This is a genomic window from Natranaerovirga pectinivora (genome assembly GCF_004342165.1).
GTDB classification, from domain to species: Bacteria; Bacillota; Clostridia; order Lachnospirales; family DSM-24629; genus Natranaerovirga; species Natranaerovirga pectinivora.
Window position 1 is genome coordinate 1 of the sequence record NZ_SMAL01000008.1, and the last position, 19997, is coordinate 19997.

The following is a 19997-nucleotide window of genomic DNA, read 5'->3' on the forward strand; positions in this document are numbered from 1 at the left end:
GTATTTCAAAATTTGCTTACAAAGAATTAAATAACTTATTGATGTTTGCCTTAGCAATCTAATTTGCTGGCTAAAAGTTTTTTCCGAAGAAAAAAATCTTTTAATCTTTATAGTCTTTTGAAACAAGTTCAAGTAAGACTCTTTGGTGTCTAAGACCCAAATCTTTGAGATGGTTTAAAATAAATTTTAAATCCCACTCATTTTTTTGAAATCTTAGGGTTGCTTTACTATTTAATTATCAATGTTCTTTTTTCGACAACGAATGATATATTATCATAGTTGTTATGTTCTGTCAATGCTTTTTTTATTTTCAATCATCAACAACGGAGAAGGAGGGATTTGAACCCTCGCGCCGCTATTAACGACCTACTCCCTTTCCAGGGGAGCCCCTTCAACCTCTTGGGTACTTCTCCAAGAAAAGGGTTATATATCACATCAACATTATAACCATATTAAGTCCTTAGCTATAACAAACCACCCAAGGTGGTCTGTTATAGTAACGGAGAAGGTGGGATTCGAACCCACGGCCCCTTTCGGAGTCACTGGTTTTCAAGACCAGCTCCTTAAACCACTCGGACACCTCTCCATAAGTTTTGCTTGTGCTGTTTCATCAGCGCTTTAATAAAATATCATATTTTCAATTCAGTGTCAATACTTTTTTTTAATTTATTTTTAAAAAGTTTTTTTAAAGTAAATTAACTTGTTTTCTGCGTTACCGCTGAAGTTTGACAAGCGTTATCTTATCATTTTTCATTATAAGTGTCAATACGTTTTTTAAAATAAATTCTATTTTTTTTTAACTTTTTAAAATTATAAGGTCTCACCTCAAATATATAAGCATATATTAGAGTTTATCCATTTAAAATTAAAGTGTATTATTTATAACTTATATATAATGTTTTAAAATTGCTTCTCCAAAAATCAAATCTTCAGGTGTTGTAATTTTTATATTATTATAACTCCCTTCAACTATTTTTACCTTCTTATCTGAATAATTCTCTACTATCATAGCATCATCCGTTATATTTGTATTGCTGTCTTCAAAAAATTTTACATAAGCTTCTTTTATCAGTTCAAAACTAAACCCTTGTGGCGTTTGAATCAACCATAAGTTTTTTCTATCCACTGTCCCCTCTATAAAACCTTCTTTTTCGACTTTCTTTATAGTATCCTTGGAAGGAACTCCAAGAACACAAGCTTTATATTCCTTTACAGAAGTAATACACTTTTTTATTTCTTCTTTTCTCACAAATGGTCTAGCACCATCATGAATCAATACATAACCATTATTATTGCCATCTATATATTTTAAAGCATTGTAAACAGAGTGGTATCTTTCTTTTCCACCTTCTACTATCGTAACCACTTTCTCTATATTATATTTATCAATTATTTCTTTTTTAAAATAATTGATATCCCCTGGCGATACAACCACAACAATCTCATCAATTTCTTTGCATTTTGAAAAAGTCGATAAGGCATATACAATAATAGGTTTGTTTCCTAAGCTAATATACTGCTTTTGTATATTACTTTTCATTCTTTTTCCTTGACCTGCTGCTAATATAATAGCCGTTACTTTTTCCCTCATATCTCTTCCCCTTTTAAATATTATATTAGTTTTTGCATTTTTTACCAAATACCCCTTTTTAAAGAAGGTATTATTTGATAGAATAAGTATATACTAACTCAGCTTATGCCTTTTGCCTTGCAATAGACACAAGCTTTGTTGAAAGCATTAATTTCAAACCCTTGCAAGCAAGTTTTAAATTAATACTTTCATATTAACCTTGTAATCTGCCTTTCGCTAGGCTACAGGCACAAGGTTTCAATGAAAGTCTAATTTCCAAATCCTTGCAAGCAAGTTTGCAAATTAGACTTTCATATTTACTCAGCCTATGCCTCTTGCTTTGCAAGAGACACAAGCTTCGTTGAAAGCATTAATTTCAAACCCTTGCAAGCAAGTTTTAAATTAATACTTTCATATTAACTAAAGAATTCTTTGAATTCTAACTTAAGGAGGTTTACTATGTTAAGTCAAAAATTATTAGATTCTCTTAACGAACAAATAAAATACGAATTTTTCTCATCACATATGTACTTAGCAATGGCAGGTTATTGCTATTCAATCGATTTAGATGGATTTGCAAACTTCTTTGTTGTACAAGCTGAAGAAGAAAAGTTTCATGCTATGAAAATTTTCAACTATGTTAATGATATGGATGCACGTGTTCAAATCACAAGTCTTGACGACCCAGAAAATGAATACAAAGATATTCTTGATGTTTTTGAAAAATCTCTAGCTCACGAAGGTTTTGTAACAGATCGAATTTATAAACTCATGGACATTGCGCAAGAAGAAAGAGAACATGCTACAATAAGTATGTTAAAGTGGTTTGTTGACGAACAAGTTGAAGAAATGTCTATGTTTAGGACACATGTTCAAAAACTTAAACGTGCAATAAACGATCCTAGTCTTTTATATGCAATGGATGCTGAACTGGCACAAAGAACTTTTGTACCACCAGCAAATGCGTAAGTTAAATCAATTCAATTTAAGTAACGGAGAATTTTAATTAATCCTCCGTTATTTTTTTTGACCTAGTTTTAAGTTGGGCACGGCATTAAGATCATACCCATGTCTAACGCCTTTTATATAATCATAATAAGCAGCTACACCTATCATTGCTGCATTATCTGTACAATAAACCAAAGACGGATAGTGTAACTTCATTTCATTCTCTTCACAGGCTTTATTCATTTTTTCTCTTAATGCAGAATTAGCTGCCACTCCTCCTGCTAAAGCTATATTTTTCATATTGTAATCTTTTGCTGCTTTTATTGTTTTATTAACCAGCACCTCTACCACTGATTCTTGAAAGGATGCGGCCAAATCAGCATTATTAATTTTTTCATCTTTCATTTTACATTGATTAATATAATTAAGAACTGCTGATTTTAATCCACTAAAACTAAAGTCATATGATCCTTCTTCCAAATAGGCCTTAGGAAAATCTATGGCTTTTTTGTTCCCTTCTTTAGCAAGTTTATCTATCTTAGGGCCACCAGGATATCCCAAACCAATAGCTCTTGATACTTTATCAAAAGCTTCTCCTGCTGCATCATCTCTTGTTTTTCCAATTATTTCAAATTCTCCATAATCTTTCACAATTACTAAATGACTATGTCCACCTGATACAACTAAGCAAATAAAAGGTGGCTTTAAATCTTTATGTTCTATAAAATTGGCACTTATATGACCTTCAATATGATGAACGCCTATTAATGGTTTATTTAATGCGTATGCCATAGCTTTAGCTGATGCAACACCTACTAATAAAGCACCCACTAATCCTGGTCCATATGTAACTGCTATGACATCAATATCATCTAATGCCTTATTTGCCATTTCTAATGCTTCTTCTATAACACCATTTATTTTTTCTATATGCTTTCTAGATGCGATTTCTGGAACAACCCCACCGTAGATTTTGTGCAAATCTATTTGAGAAGAAATCACATTTGATAAGATGTTGGTTCCATTTTCTACTACAGCAGCAGAAGTCTCATCACAAGATGTTTCTATAGCTAATATAGTCACTTGATCTGCCATTTATTTTTCATTCCTTTCTTCTAGCGCTAACAAAACAACTCAAACCATTAAATACTTTCGGTACTCAAATCCTTTTTACTAATAATTGTAAAGGGCTCAACCTCTTGCCAACCAAGTATCTTCCATAAACCTTCTTCATCTTTTATAAGGATATACTCTTGATACACATTAATATTAGGTCTACCTTGTTCTGCTAAATAATATATTACTTTTACACGACACATATTATTATCTGTTCCAAAGTAATTATTTGGTGTTACATCTTTAATTTGTGCTTCTATTATTTTTTTATTGGTTTGTTTATTATATTCAATTTCATTTTTTAATCTTAATAGTTGAATATCAAATGGATTAGTATCAAGCAATTGGTCATCCATAAGCTTTCTTTGTTCCATCAATACTACTTCTATTTCTTCTGTCTTTATTCTTCCACTATAAAGATACCTTACCATTTGATTATATAATGCCATAACATCTCTTGGCGTGGCTGGATAATTATTGTCTATATCATGTTCTAGTATCCTGTCCACCTCTGTTCTAGCTACATTTCTTTCTGATAAGCCATCTGTGTAAAAATAAAAAAAAGCAATTACACCTATCATCATTAGAAAAGCAATTAGTTTACGCATTATCATTACCCCCTTAGGCAACTTAATCTTCTTCAAATTTTAAAGTTGTAGACATACCATCTTTTCCTGCTTTTGTATTTTCAAATATGTGGTATACGTTTTTAACATATTCTTCTGGTCTCACTAATGATGGACTATAATGGGTTAACCACAATTCACTTACCTTCCCATTATAAGCAAGTTCTGCTGCCTCTTGAAAAGTCATATGCTTGTATTTTTTAGCATTATTTTCTTTATCTTCTTCACCATACATGCCTTCACATATAAATAAATCCCCACCTTTTGCAAAATCACTTATATGAGGAACTGGTCTTGTATCTGTACAGTAAGTCAACTTTATGCCTTTTCTATCTCCACCTAATACCATATCTGGTGTTAATTTTCTTCCTTCCACCTCAAGACTTTCTCCCTTTTGAAGTCTACTCCAATATTTTTGAGGGATATCATTCTCTATTGCTTTTTCTACTATAAATTTACCTTGTCTTTTAATGACAACATTGTAACCATAACAAGTTATTTTATGACTCACTTTAAAGGCTTCAATACAATAACCATTTATTTCTATAATTTCACTTGCCTCTGTTAATTCAATAAAATTTAATTCAAAAGGTAACTCTGGGGCAATTACCCTTAATCCATTAACCACTCTCTCTAACCCCTTAGGTCCAATAAGGGTAATTGGTTCTGTTCTATCAGAGTTTCCTATGGTCAACAGTAAACCCGGCAGCCCTCCAATATGATCCCCATGAAAATGGGTAAAACAAATAATATCAATAGGTTTAAAACTCCAACCTTTCTCCTTAATAGCAATTTGAGTGCCTTCACCAGAATCTATTAATAAACTACTACCATTATATCTTAACATTAAAGAAGTTAACCATCTATAAGGTAATGGCATCATACCACCAGTACCAAGTAAACAAACATCTAACATATACTACCTCTTTCTATTACTATAATTTTACAAAGTTCTTGTCTATAGAATAATCTAAAAGAGTCATTTGTTCAAGGTCTTTTAAAGATAGAATTTTAAAACCATATAAAAACTAATAATTCAATGTACAAAAAAAGTAGAGGACCTAAGTAAAATGACTCAGTTCCCCTACTTTTCTATATACATACACTATTATTCTTAACACTTGGCAATATTGAAAATGATTTTACCCATTGATCATAACAACTTTCACAAATGTGTATATTATGATTTTCATTATCTTTGTTGGAAAAATATCCCCAATTTTTATTAATCTCAACAAAGTCTACTTTAGGAAATTCCCTATTTTCTGCAATGACTCTTCCACACATATTACAGCAAATTCTGTCTTTCGACTTTTTAATTCGATATTTTCTTCGAAAATTATTCATCCCATTACCCCTTGTACATATATATTTTAGTCTAGTAGAATCAAACTTTCTATATATATTATAATAGGTTCTCAGGCCTGTGTACAGAGGTAATATTTAGAGGGTAAAAAAATATTTACTCTTACTCTAAAATAACTTCATTGCTTTTTCGACAACATTTTCTACTGTAAATCCAAACTCTTTAAATAATTTTTCACCAGGAGCAGAAGCACCAAATCTATCAAGGCCGATAACGTCTCCATCTAATCCAACATATTTATACCAACCAAAAGTTGTAGCAGCTTCAACAGCTAATCTTTTTCTTACTTCTTTTGGTAAAACAGATTCTTTATAAGCATCCTCTTGTTGATCAAAGAGTTCAAAGGATGGCATACTTACCACTCTTGCATCTACACCCTGCTCTTTCAGCTTAGCATGTGCTTCATATATTAATTGAACCTCTGATCCACTAGCCATAAGAATCATATCTGGTGTCTCTTTTTGTGAATCTAATAAAACATATCCACCTTTTAAGGCATCTTTACTTGATTCTTTAAGTTGTGGTAAGTTTTGTCTTGTTAATACTAAAGCCGTTGGCTCACTTTTAGAAGTTACAGCAAAGTACCATCCCGCTGCTGTTTCAGTTGCATCAGCAGGTCTAAACACAATATAATTAGGCATACTTCTTAAAGCTGCTAATTGCTCTATTGGTTCATGAGTTGGTCCATCTTCTCCAACCCCTATACTATCATGGGTTAAAACATAAATCATTGGTATTTCCATTAAAGATGCTAACCTAGCCATTGGTTTAAAATAATCACTAAACACAAAGAAAGTAGATACATATACCATCAACCCGCCATGTAAATACATTCCATTTCCTATAGCTGCCATAGCCATTTCTCTAACACCGAAATGTAGATTTCTACCTGTATAATCTTTACTTGAAAAACTGCCTTCACCATTCATAAATGTTTTAGTAGATGGTGATAAATCTGCAGACCCACCAATTAAGTTAGGAATTTTATCTTTTAATCTATTAATTAATTCACCAGAAACATTTCTAGTAGCCATAGGCTTATCTTCAAAGGCCCAGAAAGCATCATCTTCCATTAAATCTACTGGTAATTCTTTTGAGAAATACATATCCCATTCTTTTGCTTTTTCAGGATAACTGTTTCTATATTCTTGGAATTTTTCATTCCATTTATTTTCTTTTTCTTCACTTTCTTTTCTTAAGGCTTCCATATGAGAATAAACTTCTCCAGGTACATGGAAATCTTCTTCACTTACCCATTCTAAATATTCTCTGGCACAAACAATATTATCTGCTCCTAATGGTTCTCCGTGAGCACTTGCTTTTCCTTGTTTGTTTGGACATCCATATCCTATTTGAGTTTTAACTTCAATTAAAGTAGGTCTTTCCAAGTCTGCTTTTGCTTCTTCAATAGCCTTGCCAATAGCAACTAGATCATTACCATCTTCAACTTTTAATACTTGAAAACCAAAAGCTTCAAATCTTTTACCTACATTTTCAGTAAAGGCAATATCTGTATCACCTTCTATTGAAATATTGTTAGAATCATAGAAAATAATTAACTTTCCTAATTTTAATGTTCCTGCTAATGAAGCGGCTTCAGAAGAAATTCCTTCCATCATACACCCATCGCCAGCTAAAACATAAGTATAATGATTCATAACATCATAATTGTTTTCATTGAATTTTGCAGCCAAATGAGCTTCTGACATAGCCATACCAACAGCAGTAGCTAAACCAGCACCTAATGGTCCTGTGGTTGTTTCAACACCAACAGTATGTCCAAACTCTGGATGTCCTGGCGTTTTACTACCCCATTGTCTAAACTCTTGTAAATCTTCAATTTCTAATCCGTATCCAAATAAATGAAACAATGAATAAAGTAACATAGAACCATGTCCTGCAGATAACACAAAACGGTCTCTATTAATCCAATTAGGATTTTTAGGATTATGATTCATATGATTAGCCCATAATTCATAAGCCATAGGCGCCGCACCCATTGGTAATCCTGGATGACCTGAATTAGCCTTTTGAATGGCATCAGCAGAAAGTAAACGAATAGTATTAATAGTCAAATTATCTATAGATTTCATTGACATCCTCCTTGAACATTTATAATTTAAAGTCCTTAAACTTTATTTACCGAAAGTATTTTCATTAGCATTGTATCACATATAATCAGAAACGCAAGTGCCTTTACCTATTTTTGTATAATTACTTGCTAAATATACTAATAATGTAGAATTTCCAAAGCATAATGCACAGAGGAAAGAGTACTTGAATCAAAACGTTCATTCTCTTTAAAGATACAATTTAAATCAAGGAATTTACATATCTCCACATGTATACCCTAAAGCAAAGCCTAGGGGTATTGTATATAAGATTAGACAGCGTAGCCAAGGATGGCGTAGCTCGACTCTTTTCCCCAAGGATGGGGAAGGGTCGATTAATTTTATATACAATACCCCTAGGCTCTACCCTAGCAAAATAAATTTTTACGCCTCATCATTACCAATTCTATTACGATAATACTTCTCAAGCTTCGCCTTAACCAATTCATCAATAACGGTCATTTTCTTACCTGTTAACAATTCAATCCCCTCATCAATGGTTTCAATGGCATAAACATGAAATTTCTCTTTCTTAATATCCTCAAGAATCTCATCATTCAAAATAAGCTCCTCAACATTATCTCTAGGAATAATAACCCCTTGCTTACCTGTCAATCCATTGGTCTTACACACGTCATAAAACCCTTCAACTTTTTCAGTCACCCCACCTATTGGCTGTATATTCCCTCTTTGATCTACAGAACCAGTTACTGCTAGATATTGCTTAATTGGTACTTCCGATAAACTTGATAAAATAGCATATAATTCAGTTGAAGAGGCACTATCACCATCAATACTAGAATAATTTTGTTCAAAACAAAGACTACAAGTTAAAGATAAAGGTTTTTCCTGGGCGTATTTTTGTCCTAAATACCCAGATAAAATATTAATACCCTTATTATGAATACTTCCACTAAGTCCAGCCTCTTTTTCAATGTTAATCATGCCACTTTGGCCCATATAAGTTGTAGCAGTAATCCTTGTAGGTTTGCCAAAAGTACTCTCACCATAACTCATTACTGCAAGACCATTTATTTGACCAACCTTGGAATTATTGAAATCTATCTTGATTTTATTGCTTGTTATCATTTCATGGGTTTTATTTTTAATAAAATTAACTCTTTTTTCTTTTTCATTTATGGTTTTTTTAATATGCTCTTCATAAATTTTATCCTCGCCATCTTTTCTCGCCCAATAATCTGCTTCCTCTAATAAATTTTCAATATTACTAATTTTAGTAGATAACTTAAATCTATTCCCTGCTAATTTTGAAGAATAACTTAATACTCTTTTTTTGCCTTTTTCATTAATAGGTAACAAGTTTTTTTCTTTAATATACTTTTCAATATATGTTTCATACTCTTTTATAGATTGGTCTGTTTTGGTCATTTCATAATCAAATTCTACTAGTACTTTAAACAGTTTGGAAAAATCATCATCATAATAATACAGTAACTGATACAGTCTTTGATTTCCAAGTAAAATAATTTTTATATTCAAAGGTATAGCCTCTGGTGTTACAGACTTTAACGGAACACCGCCTAATTTTTCTCGAATATTCTCGAATTCAATTTTCTCAGTTAGCAATGACTTTTTAATAAAATCCCATACAAAGGATGTTGTTAAAACATCACTGGCATTTATTATTAGATAACCCCCATTGGCTTGGTGTAAAACACCGGCTTGAATTTTACTAAAATCTGTTACCAAATTACCTAATTCATTATCAAACTCTACTCTTCCAACAATATTGTTGTAATTTGTATTAATACAATTTACGATTGGCGCTCCCTCTAACTCACTGTTATCTACTAATAAATTAACTGAGTATTTTTTAGGCACCTCATCGTCCTCTTTTACGATACTATTTAATAAGGCTTTCAAATCATCGTTATCACTTTCTTCTTTATTGATTAAAACATTTATTTGACTTATTAAATCATCTTTTAAGTCTATTAAATATTTACTTATTTTATTATACTCTTTATATTCCATTATTAAGTTTTCAATGATGGTATCAATAATATTTAAGATTGTTTTATCTTCATACTCTTTTACCCTGTTATCTGCCTCTTTTTTATATTCTTTTACCTTATCCATAATCATTTCAGATTCTTCTTCAATACTAGTAAGGTTATTTATAATTTTATCTTGATCTTCTACACTTAAATCATCATAGGTTTTTTCACTTATTTTTTTCCCCTCTATAACAGGAACAAAATAAAGACCTCCATCAGAAATTTGAGTATAGAATCCTAACTCTTTTGCACGGTCTTTTATATATTTTAATAGTTTTTCACCCTCATCATAATAACTCTCTTTTATTTTTTCAACAGCTTCTTTATACTCTTCTGATTCCACACACTCATTAATTTCATTTAGCAATCTTTCTATTGTAAAGGAAACATCGTCTCTAAACTGTCTACCCTTACCAGCAGGTAAACTTATGGCAATCGGCTTTAGCTCATTTTTAAAATTGTACACATAACACCAATCATTAGGAACAGGTTGGGATTTTGATAATTCTTCCAGATATTGAATTAAATATTGTTTCTTGTGTGTCCCTACTTCGCCTGTCAAATAGATGTTATACCCCTTAGAATTAACCCTTAGTCCAAAATCCAAAGTCTCTATAGCTTTTTCTTGCCCTAAAAACTTATCCTGAACTTCACTTTCCATATCATTGATTTTCAGATTCTTACTTAGATCATTTATACATAAATCTTCATAAGAGACTTTAAGTTTTCTTTTCATGAATTCACTCCCTCCTGAGTGGTGTTTATAGCTATACTTTATTCTATACATTTGATAGTTGTACTGTTATCAAATTTGAAAATTTATTTTTAAAGAACTATAATTACCTATAGGTTATATAGGAATTATTTATCCTTTCTTGAGGATGTATGAGATTCAATTCTTTATATTATATGAAATCTATAGCTAGGCTCAGAATAACAACGTAAAAAAGTGGTTATGAAGAATAAATTCTTCATAACCACTTTTCATCACTAAGTATTTTTCCACATAATTACGGCATGTTCTACTGGTTTTGTATAATAATTTCTGCGCAGTCCTATCTCCTCAAAGCCTAAATCTTTATATAACTTTCGAGCAATTATATTGCTTTCTCTTACTTCAAGGGTGTATCTATCAATTCCCTTCTTTTTTCCTGCTTTTATCAACTCTTGAACCATTAATTTGCCAATCCCTTTACCTCTATAGGTCTTTCTAATAGCAATATTGGTAATATGACCTTCATCATAAATTTTCCATATACCACCATAACCAATAACTTCATTATTAGAAATAGCAACTATATAGAGGGCTAGTTTATTAACCAATTCATCTTCAAAAGCTTTTTTTGTCCATGGATTTGTAAAAGACATTTCTTCTATTTCAACAATTTGATCAATATCTTCTAAGATCATCCCTCTAAAACTTATCATTACTGACCCGCCTTAATTTTTTCTTCATATTCTCTTTCCGCTTGTGACTTTCTTAAATAAACAGGTGCAAAATCATTGCCACTAACTGTATTATTACTTGATAAGTAATCAAGAGCCAACGCACCAATAGAACTTGCACGTTGTTTCATCAGATGTATAGGTGCAAAGCTATTGGCCATACCACTTTCTTCAATAAGACTTTTATAGATTTCAACACCATCACCAAGAAAAATCACTTTACGATTATATCCACAAAGTACTTCTAAAATTTCATTAATATCCACAGCCATACTCTCTGATAACTTTTTAAGTTTGCTATCTTCATATTCATAAAGTGCCGTATATACTTGATTTCTCTTAGCATCCATTATTGGACAAATAATAGCTTCATTATCATAAATATTATATGCTAAGCCATCTAAAGTTGGGACACTAATAATCGGCTTGTTAAGTGCTAAAGCAAGTCCCTTAGCCGTAGCTGCCCCTATTCGAAGCCCAGTAAATGAACCAGGTCCTTCAGAAACTGCAATTGCATCTAAAGAACTCAGTTCAAGACCAATACTCTTATTCATCTCATAAATCATTGGCATCAAAGTCTGGGAATGGGTTTTCTTACAATTTACTGTATACTCACTTATCAAATCATACTTATCCACTACTGCCACTGAAGATGTAAGGCCTGAACTATCTATCGCTAAAATTTTCATAAAAACCTCCAAAGTAATCCTAGATTCAAATCATAGTTTATATCTATTAATACGCTTTTATAATTAATTAACTTGGCTAAAGGACCAAGTTATTAACTGTTACCTTCCGATAATCCAATCCCTTTTCCAAATCCTTTTCAATATAAATCCAAATGGCATCCTCTGGAATAATTTCTTCTACTAAATTGGCCCATTCCACCAAGGATACCCCATTACCAAAAAAATACTCCTCATAACCAATCTCATCCATTTCTTCTATATGACTAATTCTATAGACATCAAAATGATAAAAAGGTATTCTTCCTTCATCATATTCGTTAACAATGGTATAAGTTGGACTACTAATATGTTCATCAATCTCTAAGCCTTTTGCAAAGCCTTGTGTAAAAGTTGTTTTACCAACACCTAAATCTCCAATCAAGCAAAAAACTTGTCCTTTTTTTGATTGACCTCCAAGTTTTTTACCTATTTCAAAGGTTTCTGCCGATGAAAGTGTTTCATAAATCATATATCTCACCTTACTTTATAAAATACCCCCGCTAACAAAGCGAGGGTCTAATTTTTATTATTACTTAATCTTCTTTATTCCTTTTAACTTATGAGGCACTTCTTTATTCAATACTTCTAATATATTATGAATTTCCTTTTCACAGTCTTTCATTGGTAGAATAAACGCTACCTTTTTACTGAAAAAAAATAATAAGGCATTTTTCGTTTGTTCAATTTTTGTAAAATCCATCCACGAATAATTAAATTCATTATGATCTTGAGAAATATTCAAACCCGTTTCGTTAATCACATAGTTAAATGGTTTTTTATAAGCAGGGTTTAATAATATCTGTCTTTTTGCTTTAAGTCTAAGAGATAGTGGTGTAAAAAATGTATAAAACAATCCTACAACCAGTAACATTATGGAAAATGTTGTATCACCCCACGTTAAGGAAAAAGGAAATAAAATTAAACAACTTATACTAAAAAAAATATATATTACACTTATAACTCTTTTATATTCACAATGCAAAAGAAAATGATACATATCTTTTTCTTCTATTTTTACTTCTAAAGAAATTTCATTAACACTAGACATTCAATCTTCCTTTGTATAATATTTTTATCTCTTATTATTATATGTGAATCATTTTCCAATTGCAAGAACAAAGTGACTTACTGTGATAAACCAGTGAGCTCTACAACTTCATTGTTAAAGAAATTCTCTTTTTAGGAACATCCACACCCATAACCTTTACTTCAACAACATCTCCAACACTAACTGCTTCTAACGGATGTTTGATGTACTTTTCAGTAATTTGAGAAATATGAACAAGTCCATCTTGATGTACACCAATATCTACGAAGGCACCAAAATCTATAACATTTCTAACAACACCTTTAAGTATCATACCTTCTTGTAAATCTTCCATCTCTAATACATCTGTTCTAAGAATTGGCTTAGGCATTTCTTCCCTAGGGTCACGACCAGGTTTTTCCAACTCTTTTATAATATCCTCTAATGTTGGTACCCCTAATGCAATTTTTTCTGCTAGTGTACTTATGTCTGTTACTTTACTTTTAATATCTTTTAACTTGTTCTCTTTTATATCACTAGGCGTATAACCTAACATCTCTAATAATTTAATGGTATGTTCATAAGACTCCGGATGTACACCAGTATTATCTAATGGTTGCTGTCCATCACTAATTCTTAAAAATCCTGCACACTGTTCATAAGCCTTAGGCCCAAGTTTGGCTACTTTTAAGAGTTCTTTTCTATTTTTAAATAATCCATTTTCTTCTCTATGGTTCACAATATTTTTAGCAATGGCTTTGCTAATCCCAGAAATGTACTCAAGTAAAGATGGTGATGCTGTATTCAAATCAACACCCACCTTGTTAACACAATCCTCAACAACGCCACCTAAAGTTTCACTCAATTTTTTCTGGTTCATATCATGCTGGTATTGTCCTACGCCAATGGATTTTGGATCTATTTTTACCAACTCTGCAAGAGGATCTTGTAATCTTCTCCCTATAGAAACAGCACTTCTTAATGCCACATCAAACTCAGGAAACTCTTCTGTCCCTAATTTACTAGCTGAGTATACTGAAGCGCCTGCTTCATTAACAATAATATACTTAATATCTTTGTCTATTTCTTTTAGCATTTCTGCCGTAAATAACTCTAACTCTCTAGAGGCAGTCCCATTACCAATGGCAACAATTTGAACATTATATTGATTGATAAACCCTTTTAAGACTACTTTAGATTTTTCAATTTCATTCTTTGGTGGTGTGGCATAGACAACACTTGTTTCTAGAACTTTTCCTGTTCCATCTATAACAGCAACTTTACACCCTGTTCGATATGCAGGGTCAAGGGCTAATACAATCTTCCCTGCAATAGGTGGTTGCATCAATAACTGTTCAAGATTCTTTCCAAAAACTTTAATAGCGCCTTCTTCTGCTTTTTCTGTCAACTCATTACGAATCTCTCTTTCTATAGATGGGGCAATAAGCCTTCTATAGCTGTCTACAATAACCTCTTTTAAAAGTTCCATTATGGTTATATCTTCCGTTGTAATCACTTGAGCTTCAATAAATCTAAGGATTGTTTCTTCAGGATCTTGTATCTTCACCATTAAAACTTTTTCTTTTTCCCCTCTATTGATGGCAAGTATTCTATGGCCTACAATCTTAGCAATACTCTCTTCATACTCATAATACATTTCATAAACAGTAGAAGCCTCTTTATCTTTCGCTTGGGATACAATCTTACCATCTTTAAAAGTCATTCTTCTAATGGTTTTTCTATACTCAGCATTATCAGAAATCATCTCAGCAATAATATCTTTAGCCCCTTGTAAAGCCTCTTCAACCGTATTAACCTCTTTTTCTGAATTAATATAGTCACTAGCTAATGCTTCAAGAGAAAGGATCTTGTCCTGATTAAAAATAACCATAGCCAGCGGCTCTAACCCTTTTTCCTTAGCAATGGTTGCTTTTGTTCTACGCTTAGGTCTATAAGGTCTATACAAATCGTCTACTTCTACAAGCGTTTTAGCACCACTAATTTGTGCTTTTAGTTCATCTGTCAACTTCCCTTGTTCATCAATACTTTTAATAACCTGTTCTTTCTTCTCTTCAAGATTTCTAAGGTATACCAACCTTTCATGAAGATCCCTTAAAACTTCATCACTTAAAGAGCCCGTTACCTCTTTTCTATACCTAGCAATAAAAGGAATGGTATTTCCTTTATCAATTAAATCCACCGTATTATCAATCTGCCACTTATTAATCTGAAATTCCTCTTGAAGTTGCTTTAAAATATCCATATCAAAATACTCCTTATCTCTGAATGTTCTTAGTTTTTATTATAGAAGAACAACAATCCATTTACAACAATAAATTAAAAAATGCAAAACATCTAACAAAACTATGCTATGCAAACTCAACCCATATTCCCAAAAACACTAAAAATGCCAAGAGCCTCATTCCCAAACACTCTCCCAAAAGAAAAGCCTAGGGGTATTGTATATAAGATTAAACAGCGGAGCCACGGATGGCGTAGCTCGACCCTCTTATCCAAGAATGGATAAGGGTCGATAAATCTTATATACAATACCCCTAGGCAAGACCCGAGCATCTTTAAATCTTTTTTTCTAATTTATTCACCTAATTTAAATGCCTCATGAATCACATTAACCGCTTCTTTAGCATACTTCTCTTCAATTAAAACAGTAATCTTAATTTCAGAAGTAGAAATCATATGAATATTAATCCCTGCATCATATAACGCTTCAAACATCATAGTCGCAACACCTGCATTAGACTGCATACCTGCACCTACAATAGAAACCTTACATACATCTTTCGCAAACTCAACTCGTTGAGCCGTTAACTTATCCATTTTACTTTGAATAATTTCCACTGCTTCATCCACATTGTCTTCCGCTACTGTAAAAGAAATATCTTTAGTACCATCACGACCAATAGATTGTAATATAATATCTACATTAATATTGTGTTTTGACATTAGAGAAAACAATTGAAAAGCTTTACCTGGTTCATCTTTTAATCCTACAACAGCAATTCTAGCCGTATTTTTATCTGCAACAACGCCACTTACGAGCATTTTTTCCATCTTACATTCCTCCTTAACTACTGTACCTTCTGTATCATTTAAGCTTGATCTCACTACTAAATCTACATTGTATTTTTTTGCCAGTTCAACAGAACGGTTATGAAGAACCTTTGCACCTAATGTAGCCAACTCTAACATTTCATCATAAGTTATTTCTTCTAATTTTTTAGCATCAGCTACTACTCTTGGATCCGCTGTGTATACGCCATCAACATCTGTATAAATTTCACATTTATCTGCATTTAATGCCGCTGCTAATGCAACTGCTGTTGTATCAGAACCACCTCTACCTAGTGTGGTAAAATCATCAAAACGATTCACACCTTGAAAACCTGCAACAACAACAATATTTTTTCGATCAAGTTCTGCATTAATTCTTTCAGAATCTATTCTTTTTAGTCTTGAATTGCTATAAACTGAAGTTGTGTTAATGCCTACTTGAAAAGCATTAAGGGAAACTGCTGGATATCCTAATGACTCAAGAGCCATCGCCATTAATGCAACAGACTGTTGCTCACCAGTCGTTAGTAACATATCCATCTCTCTTTTTGATGGTTTTGGATTGTATTCTTTTGCCTTTTCTATTAAATCATCTGTTGTATCTCCTTGAGCGGACAATACGACTACAACTTGATGACCTGCTTCATAATCTTTTATTATTTTTTTAGCAACATTAAAAACTCTTTCTTTGTTTGCTACAGAGCTTCCACCGAATTTTTTAACGATTAGCAAACCAATTCCTCCTTTAAATTAACTAATTCTTCAAGAAATATTCCATAAGTCTATAACCATCCTCTTGTTTGTTACCGCTTCTTTCCCCATCTTTTTCACTATACATAAATGTATTACTTACTTGTTTTGTACTATTATAAATAAGATAAGGTACTGGGCTTGACGTATGGGTTCTTATACTAATAGGTGTTGGATGATCAGGTAAAAACATTAATTTATAATCTATATTTGACTTATCTAAATCTTCTACAATTGGACCAATTATTTTTTCATCAATTAATTCTATTGCTTTGATCTTATCCTTTAAGTTTCCTTGATGACCACATTCATCTGGTGCTTCAATATGAACATATACAAAATCACAATCGTCTTTAATAACATCAAGAGCTGCCTTGGCTTTACCTGGGTAATTGGTATGAAGGGTTCCAGTTGCACCTTCAACTTTAAGAACCTTCATCTCTGCACCTATGGCAATACCTTTTAATAAGTCTACTGCAGAAATCATTGCACCTTTTACACCAAACTTTTCTTCAAATGGTGTTAGTATGGGCTTTGTTCCTGCACCCCAAAACCACATTGAGTTGGCAGGGTTTAATCCTTTTTTAACACGTTCAATATTAATGGGATGATTGTTTAAAATCTCATAACTTTTCTCCATCATTTCTGAGAAAATACCCTCTGTTGAAAGATACTCACCAATCTCTTTTCCTAAAATATCATGAGGTGGTGTAAAATCTAAAAGCTTGCCTTCTTTCCACACTAATAAATGGCGATAACTTGTTCCACAATAGAATTTATACGCTTCTGTTTCAAAAGCTTTTTTCAAATCTTCTAATAAAATACTGGCTTCTTCTGTTGTAATTTCTGAAGCACTGTGATCTATTATCTTTTTATTTTTATAGTCACTTGTATCATCTAATGTTACAAGATTAACTCTTAAACTAATATCATCCTCTTTTAAAGGCACACCAATACTTAAAGCCTCTAATGGTGAACGACCTGTATAGTACTCTCTTGGATTATATCCAAGAACAGATAAATTGGCTGTATCACTTCCTGGATCCATTCCTGTAGGGATGGTATTGACTAGCCCAACCTCACTTTTTAATGCAAGCTTATCTACATTTGGCGTTTTAGCAGCTTCAATAGGTGTTAATCCATTTAATTCTTCTATTGGCTCATCGGCCATTCCATCGCCTAAAACTAATATATATTTCATATCCTAACCTCCAAGAAATTAGTTTTCCACTCTAATAACGCTTAATACAGCATCCTCACTTGTTAACGCCCTGAGTTGTTCAACTTTTTTATTAAGCTCACCTTCAGCTTCTTCTTCAGTAATAATTGCAAACTCATTATCTATTTCTTCCAATTGAACAATTTGTATTGCACCAAAAAGCTTTTGAACATTAACATTCATATCTGAAGAACTACCCTTGATTCTTATAAAATATTGAGTTGGTACTTCTTTAATTTCCATAAGCCCCATTTTTTCAGTACTCCAGAAAGACATAATATTTCTTTCTAAATGCTTAGCCGCATCTACAACATCGGCTACTACTGCACTGGCAGTTGGAAGCTTTCCTGCACCTTTACCATAGAACATTACATCTCCAATAACATTGCCTTTAACAAATATGGCATTGAAAACATCATGGACATTAGCAAGGGGATGACCACTCCCTAGCATCATAGGTGCTACTCTTGCATAAACTCTTTGATCCACTTTTTTGCTTGTGGCTAATAATTTTATATCTAATCCAAGATATTTTGCATATTGCATATCTGTATCCGTAATTTTTGTGATACCTTCTGTGTAAATATCTTCAAAATCTACTTGCATACCAAAAGCCAATGAAGATAAAATAGCAATTTTTCTACAAGCATCATGACCTTCTACATCAGCAGCAGGATTTCTCTCAGCATATCCTTTTTCTTGAGCTTCTTTTAAAACTGAATCAAAAGCCAAACCTTCTTTTGACATTTTTGATAATATATAATTTGTTGTTCCATTTAAAATACCAGTGATCTCATAAATTTCATCAGCCGTTAAAGATTGATTAAGTGGTCTAATAATAGGAATACCGCCACCAACACTGGCTTCAAATAGGAAGTTAATATTTTTGTCTTTTGCAATTTGTAAAAGTTCTGCACCATGTTTTGCAACCAATTCTTTATTAGAAGATACAACACTCTTTCCTTTAAGTAATGCTTCTTTTACGAATGTATAAGCTGGCTCAACACCACCCATAACTTCAACAATAACTTTTACACTATCATCATTAATGATAACATCATAATCATGTACAATAACTTTTTGAATTGGGTCCCCTTCAAAATCCTTTAAATCTAATACATATTTAATATTAATTTCTTGTCCTGCCCTTTTGTTAATACTGTCTCTGTTAGTATTTAAAACTTCTACAACACCTGAACCTACTGTTCCGTATCCTAGTATGGCTATATTTACCATATGAAATCACTCCCTAGCTAATATTTTTATTTGATGAACGCCATCTAACGATTCTATACTTCTTATAATATCTTCAATGTCTCCAGTTGTTGGTAGCACTTCAACACTAATGGTCAAATTGGCTACTCCATTAATAGGTATACTTTGATGGATTGTAAGTATATTAGCATTATAATTGGCTATATTATTTAACAATTTGGCCAGCAACCCTGGTTCATCATCCATCTTCAATCCTATTGTTATGGTCTTCCCTCTAATGTTTTCATAAAAAGGAAAAATAGTATCCTTATATTTATAAAAAGAACTACGACTAATGCCCACTTGATCAACAGCCTCTTGTATGGTCATAGCCTTCTCAGATTCCAAAAGCTTTTTAGCCTCAACTACCTTCAAAAATACCTCTGGCAAAGCTTTCTTCTTAATAATATAATAATTGACATTATCTGGCATATGATCACCTGCCTTTGTCTTTCTAGTATATACATATGTTTTTCTAAGAAAGATGTTATCATATATCACTTTTTTTTGCAAGTTTTTTTATGTTAATTTTCATCCGCTAATAAAAGCTAAGAATTTAACAATTCAGCCCCTACATAGAATTAGCTTTTCATCATTTTTTTAACCCAGAAAAAGAAATTATTAAGTTATCTTGCACAGAGCTTCAAGGATAATATACTAGGTTTGGCGTCGACCGATCGAAGAGTAAGGCAGCCAAGCCTAGTATATTGTCCTTGAAGCGGCCCCAATATTTCTAGATTTAACGT

General features: G+C 32.3%; 17 protein-coding genes and 2 tRNA genes. 1 reads left to right on the forward strand and 18 read right to left on the reverse strand.

Annotation, left to right across the window (positions count from 1 at the left end; all coding sequences use genetic code 11):
• Positions 1 to 324: 324 nt before the first annotated feature.
• The 3 genes from EDC18_RS10955 to ispD all read right to left on the reverse strand — a co-directional run bounded on the left by EDC18_RS10955 (position 325) and on the right by ispD (position 1591).
• Positions 325 to 413, reverse strand: a tRNA-Ser gene (locus tag EDC18_RS10955).
• An 87-nt stretch (positions 414 to 500) separates the two neighbouring features.
• Positions 501 to 586, reverse strand: a tRNA-Ser gene (locus tag EDC18_RS10960).
• 300 nt (positions 587 to 886) lie between these two features.
• Positions 887 to 1591 (reverse strand): 2-C-methyl-D-erythritol 4-phosphate cytidylyltransferase, encoded by a 705-nt coding sequence (gene ispD / locus EDC18_RS10965; RefSeq protein WP_132253128.1) that lies wholly within the window; start codon positions 1589 to 1591, stop codon positions 887 to 889.
• Between the two features lie 438 nt (positions 1592 to 2029).
• On the opposite strand from ispD, the gene EDC18_RS10970 reads away from it, so the two are divergent.
• Positions 2030 to 2539: a ferritin gene (locus EDC18_RS10970; protein ID WP_132253130.1), complete on the forward strand. Its 510-nt coding sequence runs from the start codon at positions 2030 to 2032 to the stop codon at positions 2537 to 2539.
• Between the two features lie 48 nt (positions 2540 to 2587).
• Here the strand turns inward: EDC18_RS10970 and tsaD are convergent, their stop codons facing one another.
• From tsaD to EDC18_RS11045, 15 genes are all read right to left on the reverse strand, one after another.
• Positions 2588 to 3613 carry a tRNA (adenosine(37)-N6)-threonylcarbamoyltransferase complex transferase subunit TsaD gene (tsaD, locus tag EDC18_RS10975; RefSeq protein WP_132253132.1) on the reverse strand — a complete coding sequence of 342 codons (1026 nt, stop codon included), beginning with the start codon at positions 3611 to 3613 and terminating at the stop codon, positions 2588 to 2590.
• Between the two features lie 47 nt (positions 3614 to 3660).
• A complete protein-coding gene (locus EDC18_RS10980; RefSeq protein ID WP_132253134.1) occupies positions 3661 to 4242 on the reverse strand; it encodes a DUF6715 family protein in 582 nt (193 codons plus the stop codon).
• Positions 4243 to 4264: 22 nt separating this feature from the next.
• Positions 4265 to 5176 carry a ribonuclease Z gene (locus tag EDC18_RS10985; protein WP_132253135.1) on the reverse strand — a complete coding sequence of 304 codons (912 nt, stop codon included), beginning with the start codon at positions 5174 to 5176 and terminating at the stop codon, positions 4265 to 4267.
• 176 nt (positions 5177 to 5352) lie between these two features.
• On the reverse strand, positions 5353 to 5607 hold the full coding sequence (locus EDC18_RS10990; protein ID WP_132253137.1) for a hypothetical protein: 255 nt from the start codon (positions 5605 to 5607) through the stop codon (positions 5353 to 5355).
• Positions 5608 to 5733: 126 nt separating this feature from the next.
• Positions 5734 to 7719, reverse strand: a complete 1986-nt coding sequence (gene tkt / locus EDC18_RS10995) for a transketolase (protein WP_132253139.1) — start codon at positions 7717 to 7719, stop codon at positions 5734 to 5736.
• A gap of 402 nt (positions 7720 to 8121) precedes the next feature.
• On the reverse strand, positions 8122 to 10491 hold the full coding sequence (locus tag EDC18_RS11000) for a Lon protease family protein (protein WP_165878559.1): 2370 nt from the start codon (positions 10489 to 10491) through the stop codon (positions 8122 to 8124).
• A gap of 254 nt (positions 10492 to 10745) precedes the next feature.
• Positions 10746 to 11183 (reverse strand): ribosomal protein S18-alanine N-acetyltransferase, encoded by a 438-nt coding sequence (gene rimI / locus EDC18_RS11005; RefSeq protein WP_132253143.1) that lies wholly within the window; start codon positions 11181 to 11183, stop codon positions 10746 to 10748.
• Positions 11183 to 11890, reverse strand: coding sequence for a tRNA (adenosine(37)-N6)-threonylcarbamoyltransferase complex dimerization subunit type 1 TsaB (gene tsaB, locus EDC18_RS11010; protein ID WP_132253145.1), 708 nt, complete (start codon positions 11888 to 11890; stop codon positions 11183 to 11185). The genes rimI and tsaB overlap by 1 nt, the downstream gene beginning before the upstream one ends.
• Before the next feature lie 76 nt (positions 11891 to 11966).
• The gene (gene tsaE, locus EDC18_RS11015; protein WP_132253147.1) at positions 11967 to 12398 is read right to left on the reverse strand and encodes a tRNA (adenosine(37)-N6)-threonylcarbamoyltransferase complex ATPase subunit type 1 TsaE; all 432 of its coding nucleotides are present in this window, start codon (positions 12396 to 12398) and stop codon (positions 11967 to 11969) included.
• A gap of 60 nt (positions 12399 to 12458) precedes the next feature.
• A complete protein-coding gene (locus EDC18_RS11020; RefSeq protein WP_132253149.1) occupies positions 12459 to 12977 on the reverse strand; it encodes a YcxB family protein in 519 nt (172 codons plus the stop codon).
• Between the two features lie 100 nt (positions 12978 to 13077).
• Positions 13078 to 15219: a Tex family protein gene (locus tag EDC18_RS11025; RefSeq protein WP_132253151.1), complete on the reverse strand. Its 2142-nt coding sequence runs from the start codon at positions 15217 to 15219 to the stop codon at positions 13078 to 13080.
• 332 nt (positions 15220 to 15551) lie between these two features.
• A complete protein-coding gene (locus EDC18_RS11030) occupies positions 15552 to 16760 on the reverse strand; it encodes an aspartate kinase (RefSeq protein WP_207669198.1) in 1209 nt (402 codons plus the stop codon).
• 22 nt (positions 16761 to 16782) lie between these two features.
• Complete coding sequence (locus EDC18_RS11035; protein ID WP_132253154.1) at positions 16783 to 17979, reverse strand: cofactor-independent phosphoglycerate mutase; 1197 nt, start codon at positions 17977 to 17979, stop codon at positions 16783 to 16785.
• A gap of 18 nt (positions 17980 to 17997) precedes the next feature.
• Positions 17998 to 19233 carry a homoserine dehydrogenase gene (locus EDC18_RS11040; RefSeq protein ID WP_132253156.1) on the reverse strand — a complete coding sequence of 412 codons (1236 nt, stop codon included), beginning with the start codon at positions 19231 to 19233 and terminating at the stop codon, positions 17998 to 18000.
• Between the two features lie 6 nt (positions 19234 to 19239).
• Entirely contained in the window at positions 19240 to 19683 is a 444-nt protein-coding gene (locus tag EDC18_RS11045) for an ACT domain-containing protein (protein WP_132253157.1), read from the reverse strand.
• Positions 19684 to 19997: the final 314 nt, after the last annotated feature.

What these genes read in the sequence shown, in the direction of transcription:
- ispD (WP_132253128.1), bottom strand. Translation starts at nt 1,591, where the DNA reads ATGAGGGAAAAAGTAACGGCTATTATATTAGCAGCAGGTCAAGGAAAA.
- EDC18_RS10970 (WP_132253130.1), top strand. Translation starts at nt 2,030, where the DNA reads ATGTTAAGTCAAAAATTATTAGATTCTCTTAACGAACAAATAAAATAC.
- tsaD (WP_132253132.1), bottom strand. Translation starts at nt 3,613, where the DNA reads ATGGCAGATCAAGTGACTATATTAGCTATAGAAACATCTTGTGATGAG.
- EDC18_RS10980 (WP_132253134.1), bottom strand. Translation starts at nt 4,242, where the DNA reads ATGCGTAAACTAATTGCTTTTCTAATGATGATAGGTGTAATTGCTTTT.
- EDC18_RS10985 (WP_132253135.1), bottom strand. Translation starts at nt 5,176, where the DNA reads ATGTTAGATGTTTGTTTACTTGGTACTGGTGGTATGATGCCATTACCT.
- EDC18_RS10990 (WP_132253137.1), bottom strand. Translation starts at nt 5,607, where the DNA reads ATGAATAATTTTCGAAGAAAATATCGAATTAAAAAGTCGAAAGACAGA.
- tkt (WP_132253139.1), bottom strand. Translation starts at nt 7,719, where the DNA reads ATGAAATCTATAGATAATTTGACTATTAATACTATTCGTTTACTTTCT.
- EDC18_RS11000 (WP_165878559.1), bottom strand. Translation starts at nt 10,491, where the DNA reads ATGAAAAGAAAACTTAAAGTCTCTTATGAAGATTTATGTATAAATGAT.
- rimI (WP_132253143.1), bottom strand. Translation starts at nt 11,183, where the DNA reads ATGATAAGTTTTAGAGGGATGATCTTAGAAGATATTGATCAAATTGTT.
- tsaB (WP_132253145.1), bottom strand. Translation starts at nt 11,890, where the DNA reads ATGAAAATTTTAGCGATAGATAGTTCAGGCCTTACATCTTCAGTGGCA.
- tsaE (WP_132253147.1), bottom strand. Translation starts at nt 12,398, where the DNA reads ATGATTTATGAAACACTTTCATCGGCAGAAACCTTTGAAATAGGTAAA.
- EDC18_RS11020 (WP_132253149.1), bottom strand. Translation starts at nt 12,977, where the DNA reads ATGTCTAGTGTTAATGAAATTTCTTTAGAAGTAAAAATAGAAGAAAAA.
- EDC18_RS11025 (WP_132253151.1), bottom strand. Translation starts at nt 15,219, where the DNA reads ATGGATATTTTAAAGCAACTTCAAGAGGAATTTCAGATTAATAAGTGG.
- EDC18_RS11035 (WP_132253154.1), bottom strand. Translation starts at nt 17,979, where the DNA reads ATGAAATATATATTAGTTTTAGGCGATGGAATGGCCGATGAGCCAATA.
- EDC18_RS11040 (WP_132253156.1), bottom strand. Translation starts at nt 19,233, where the DNA reads ATGGTAAATATAGCCATACTAGGATACGGAACAGTAGGTTCAGGTGTT.
- EDC18_RS11045 (WP_132253157.1), bottom strand. Translation starts at nt 19,683, where the DNA reads ATGCCAGATAATGTCAATTATTATATTATTAAGAAGAAAGCTTTGCCA.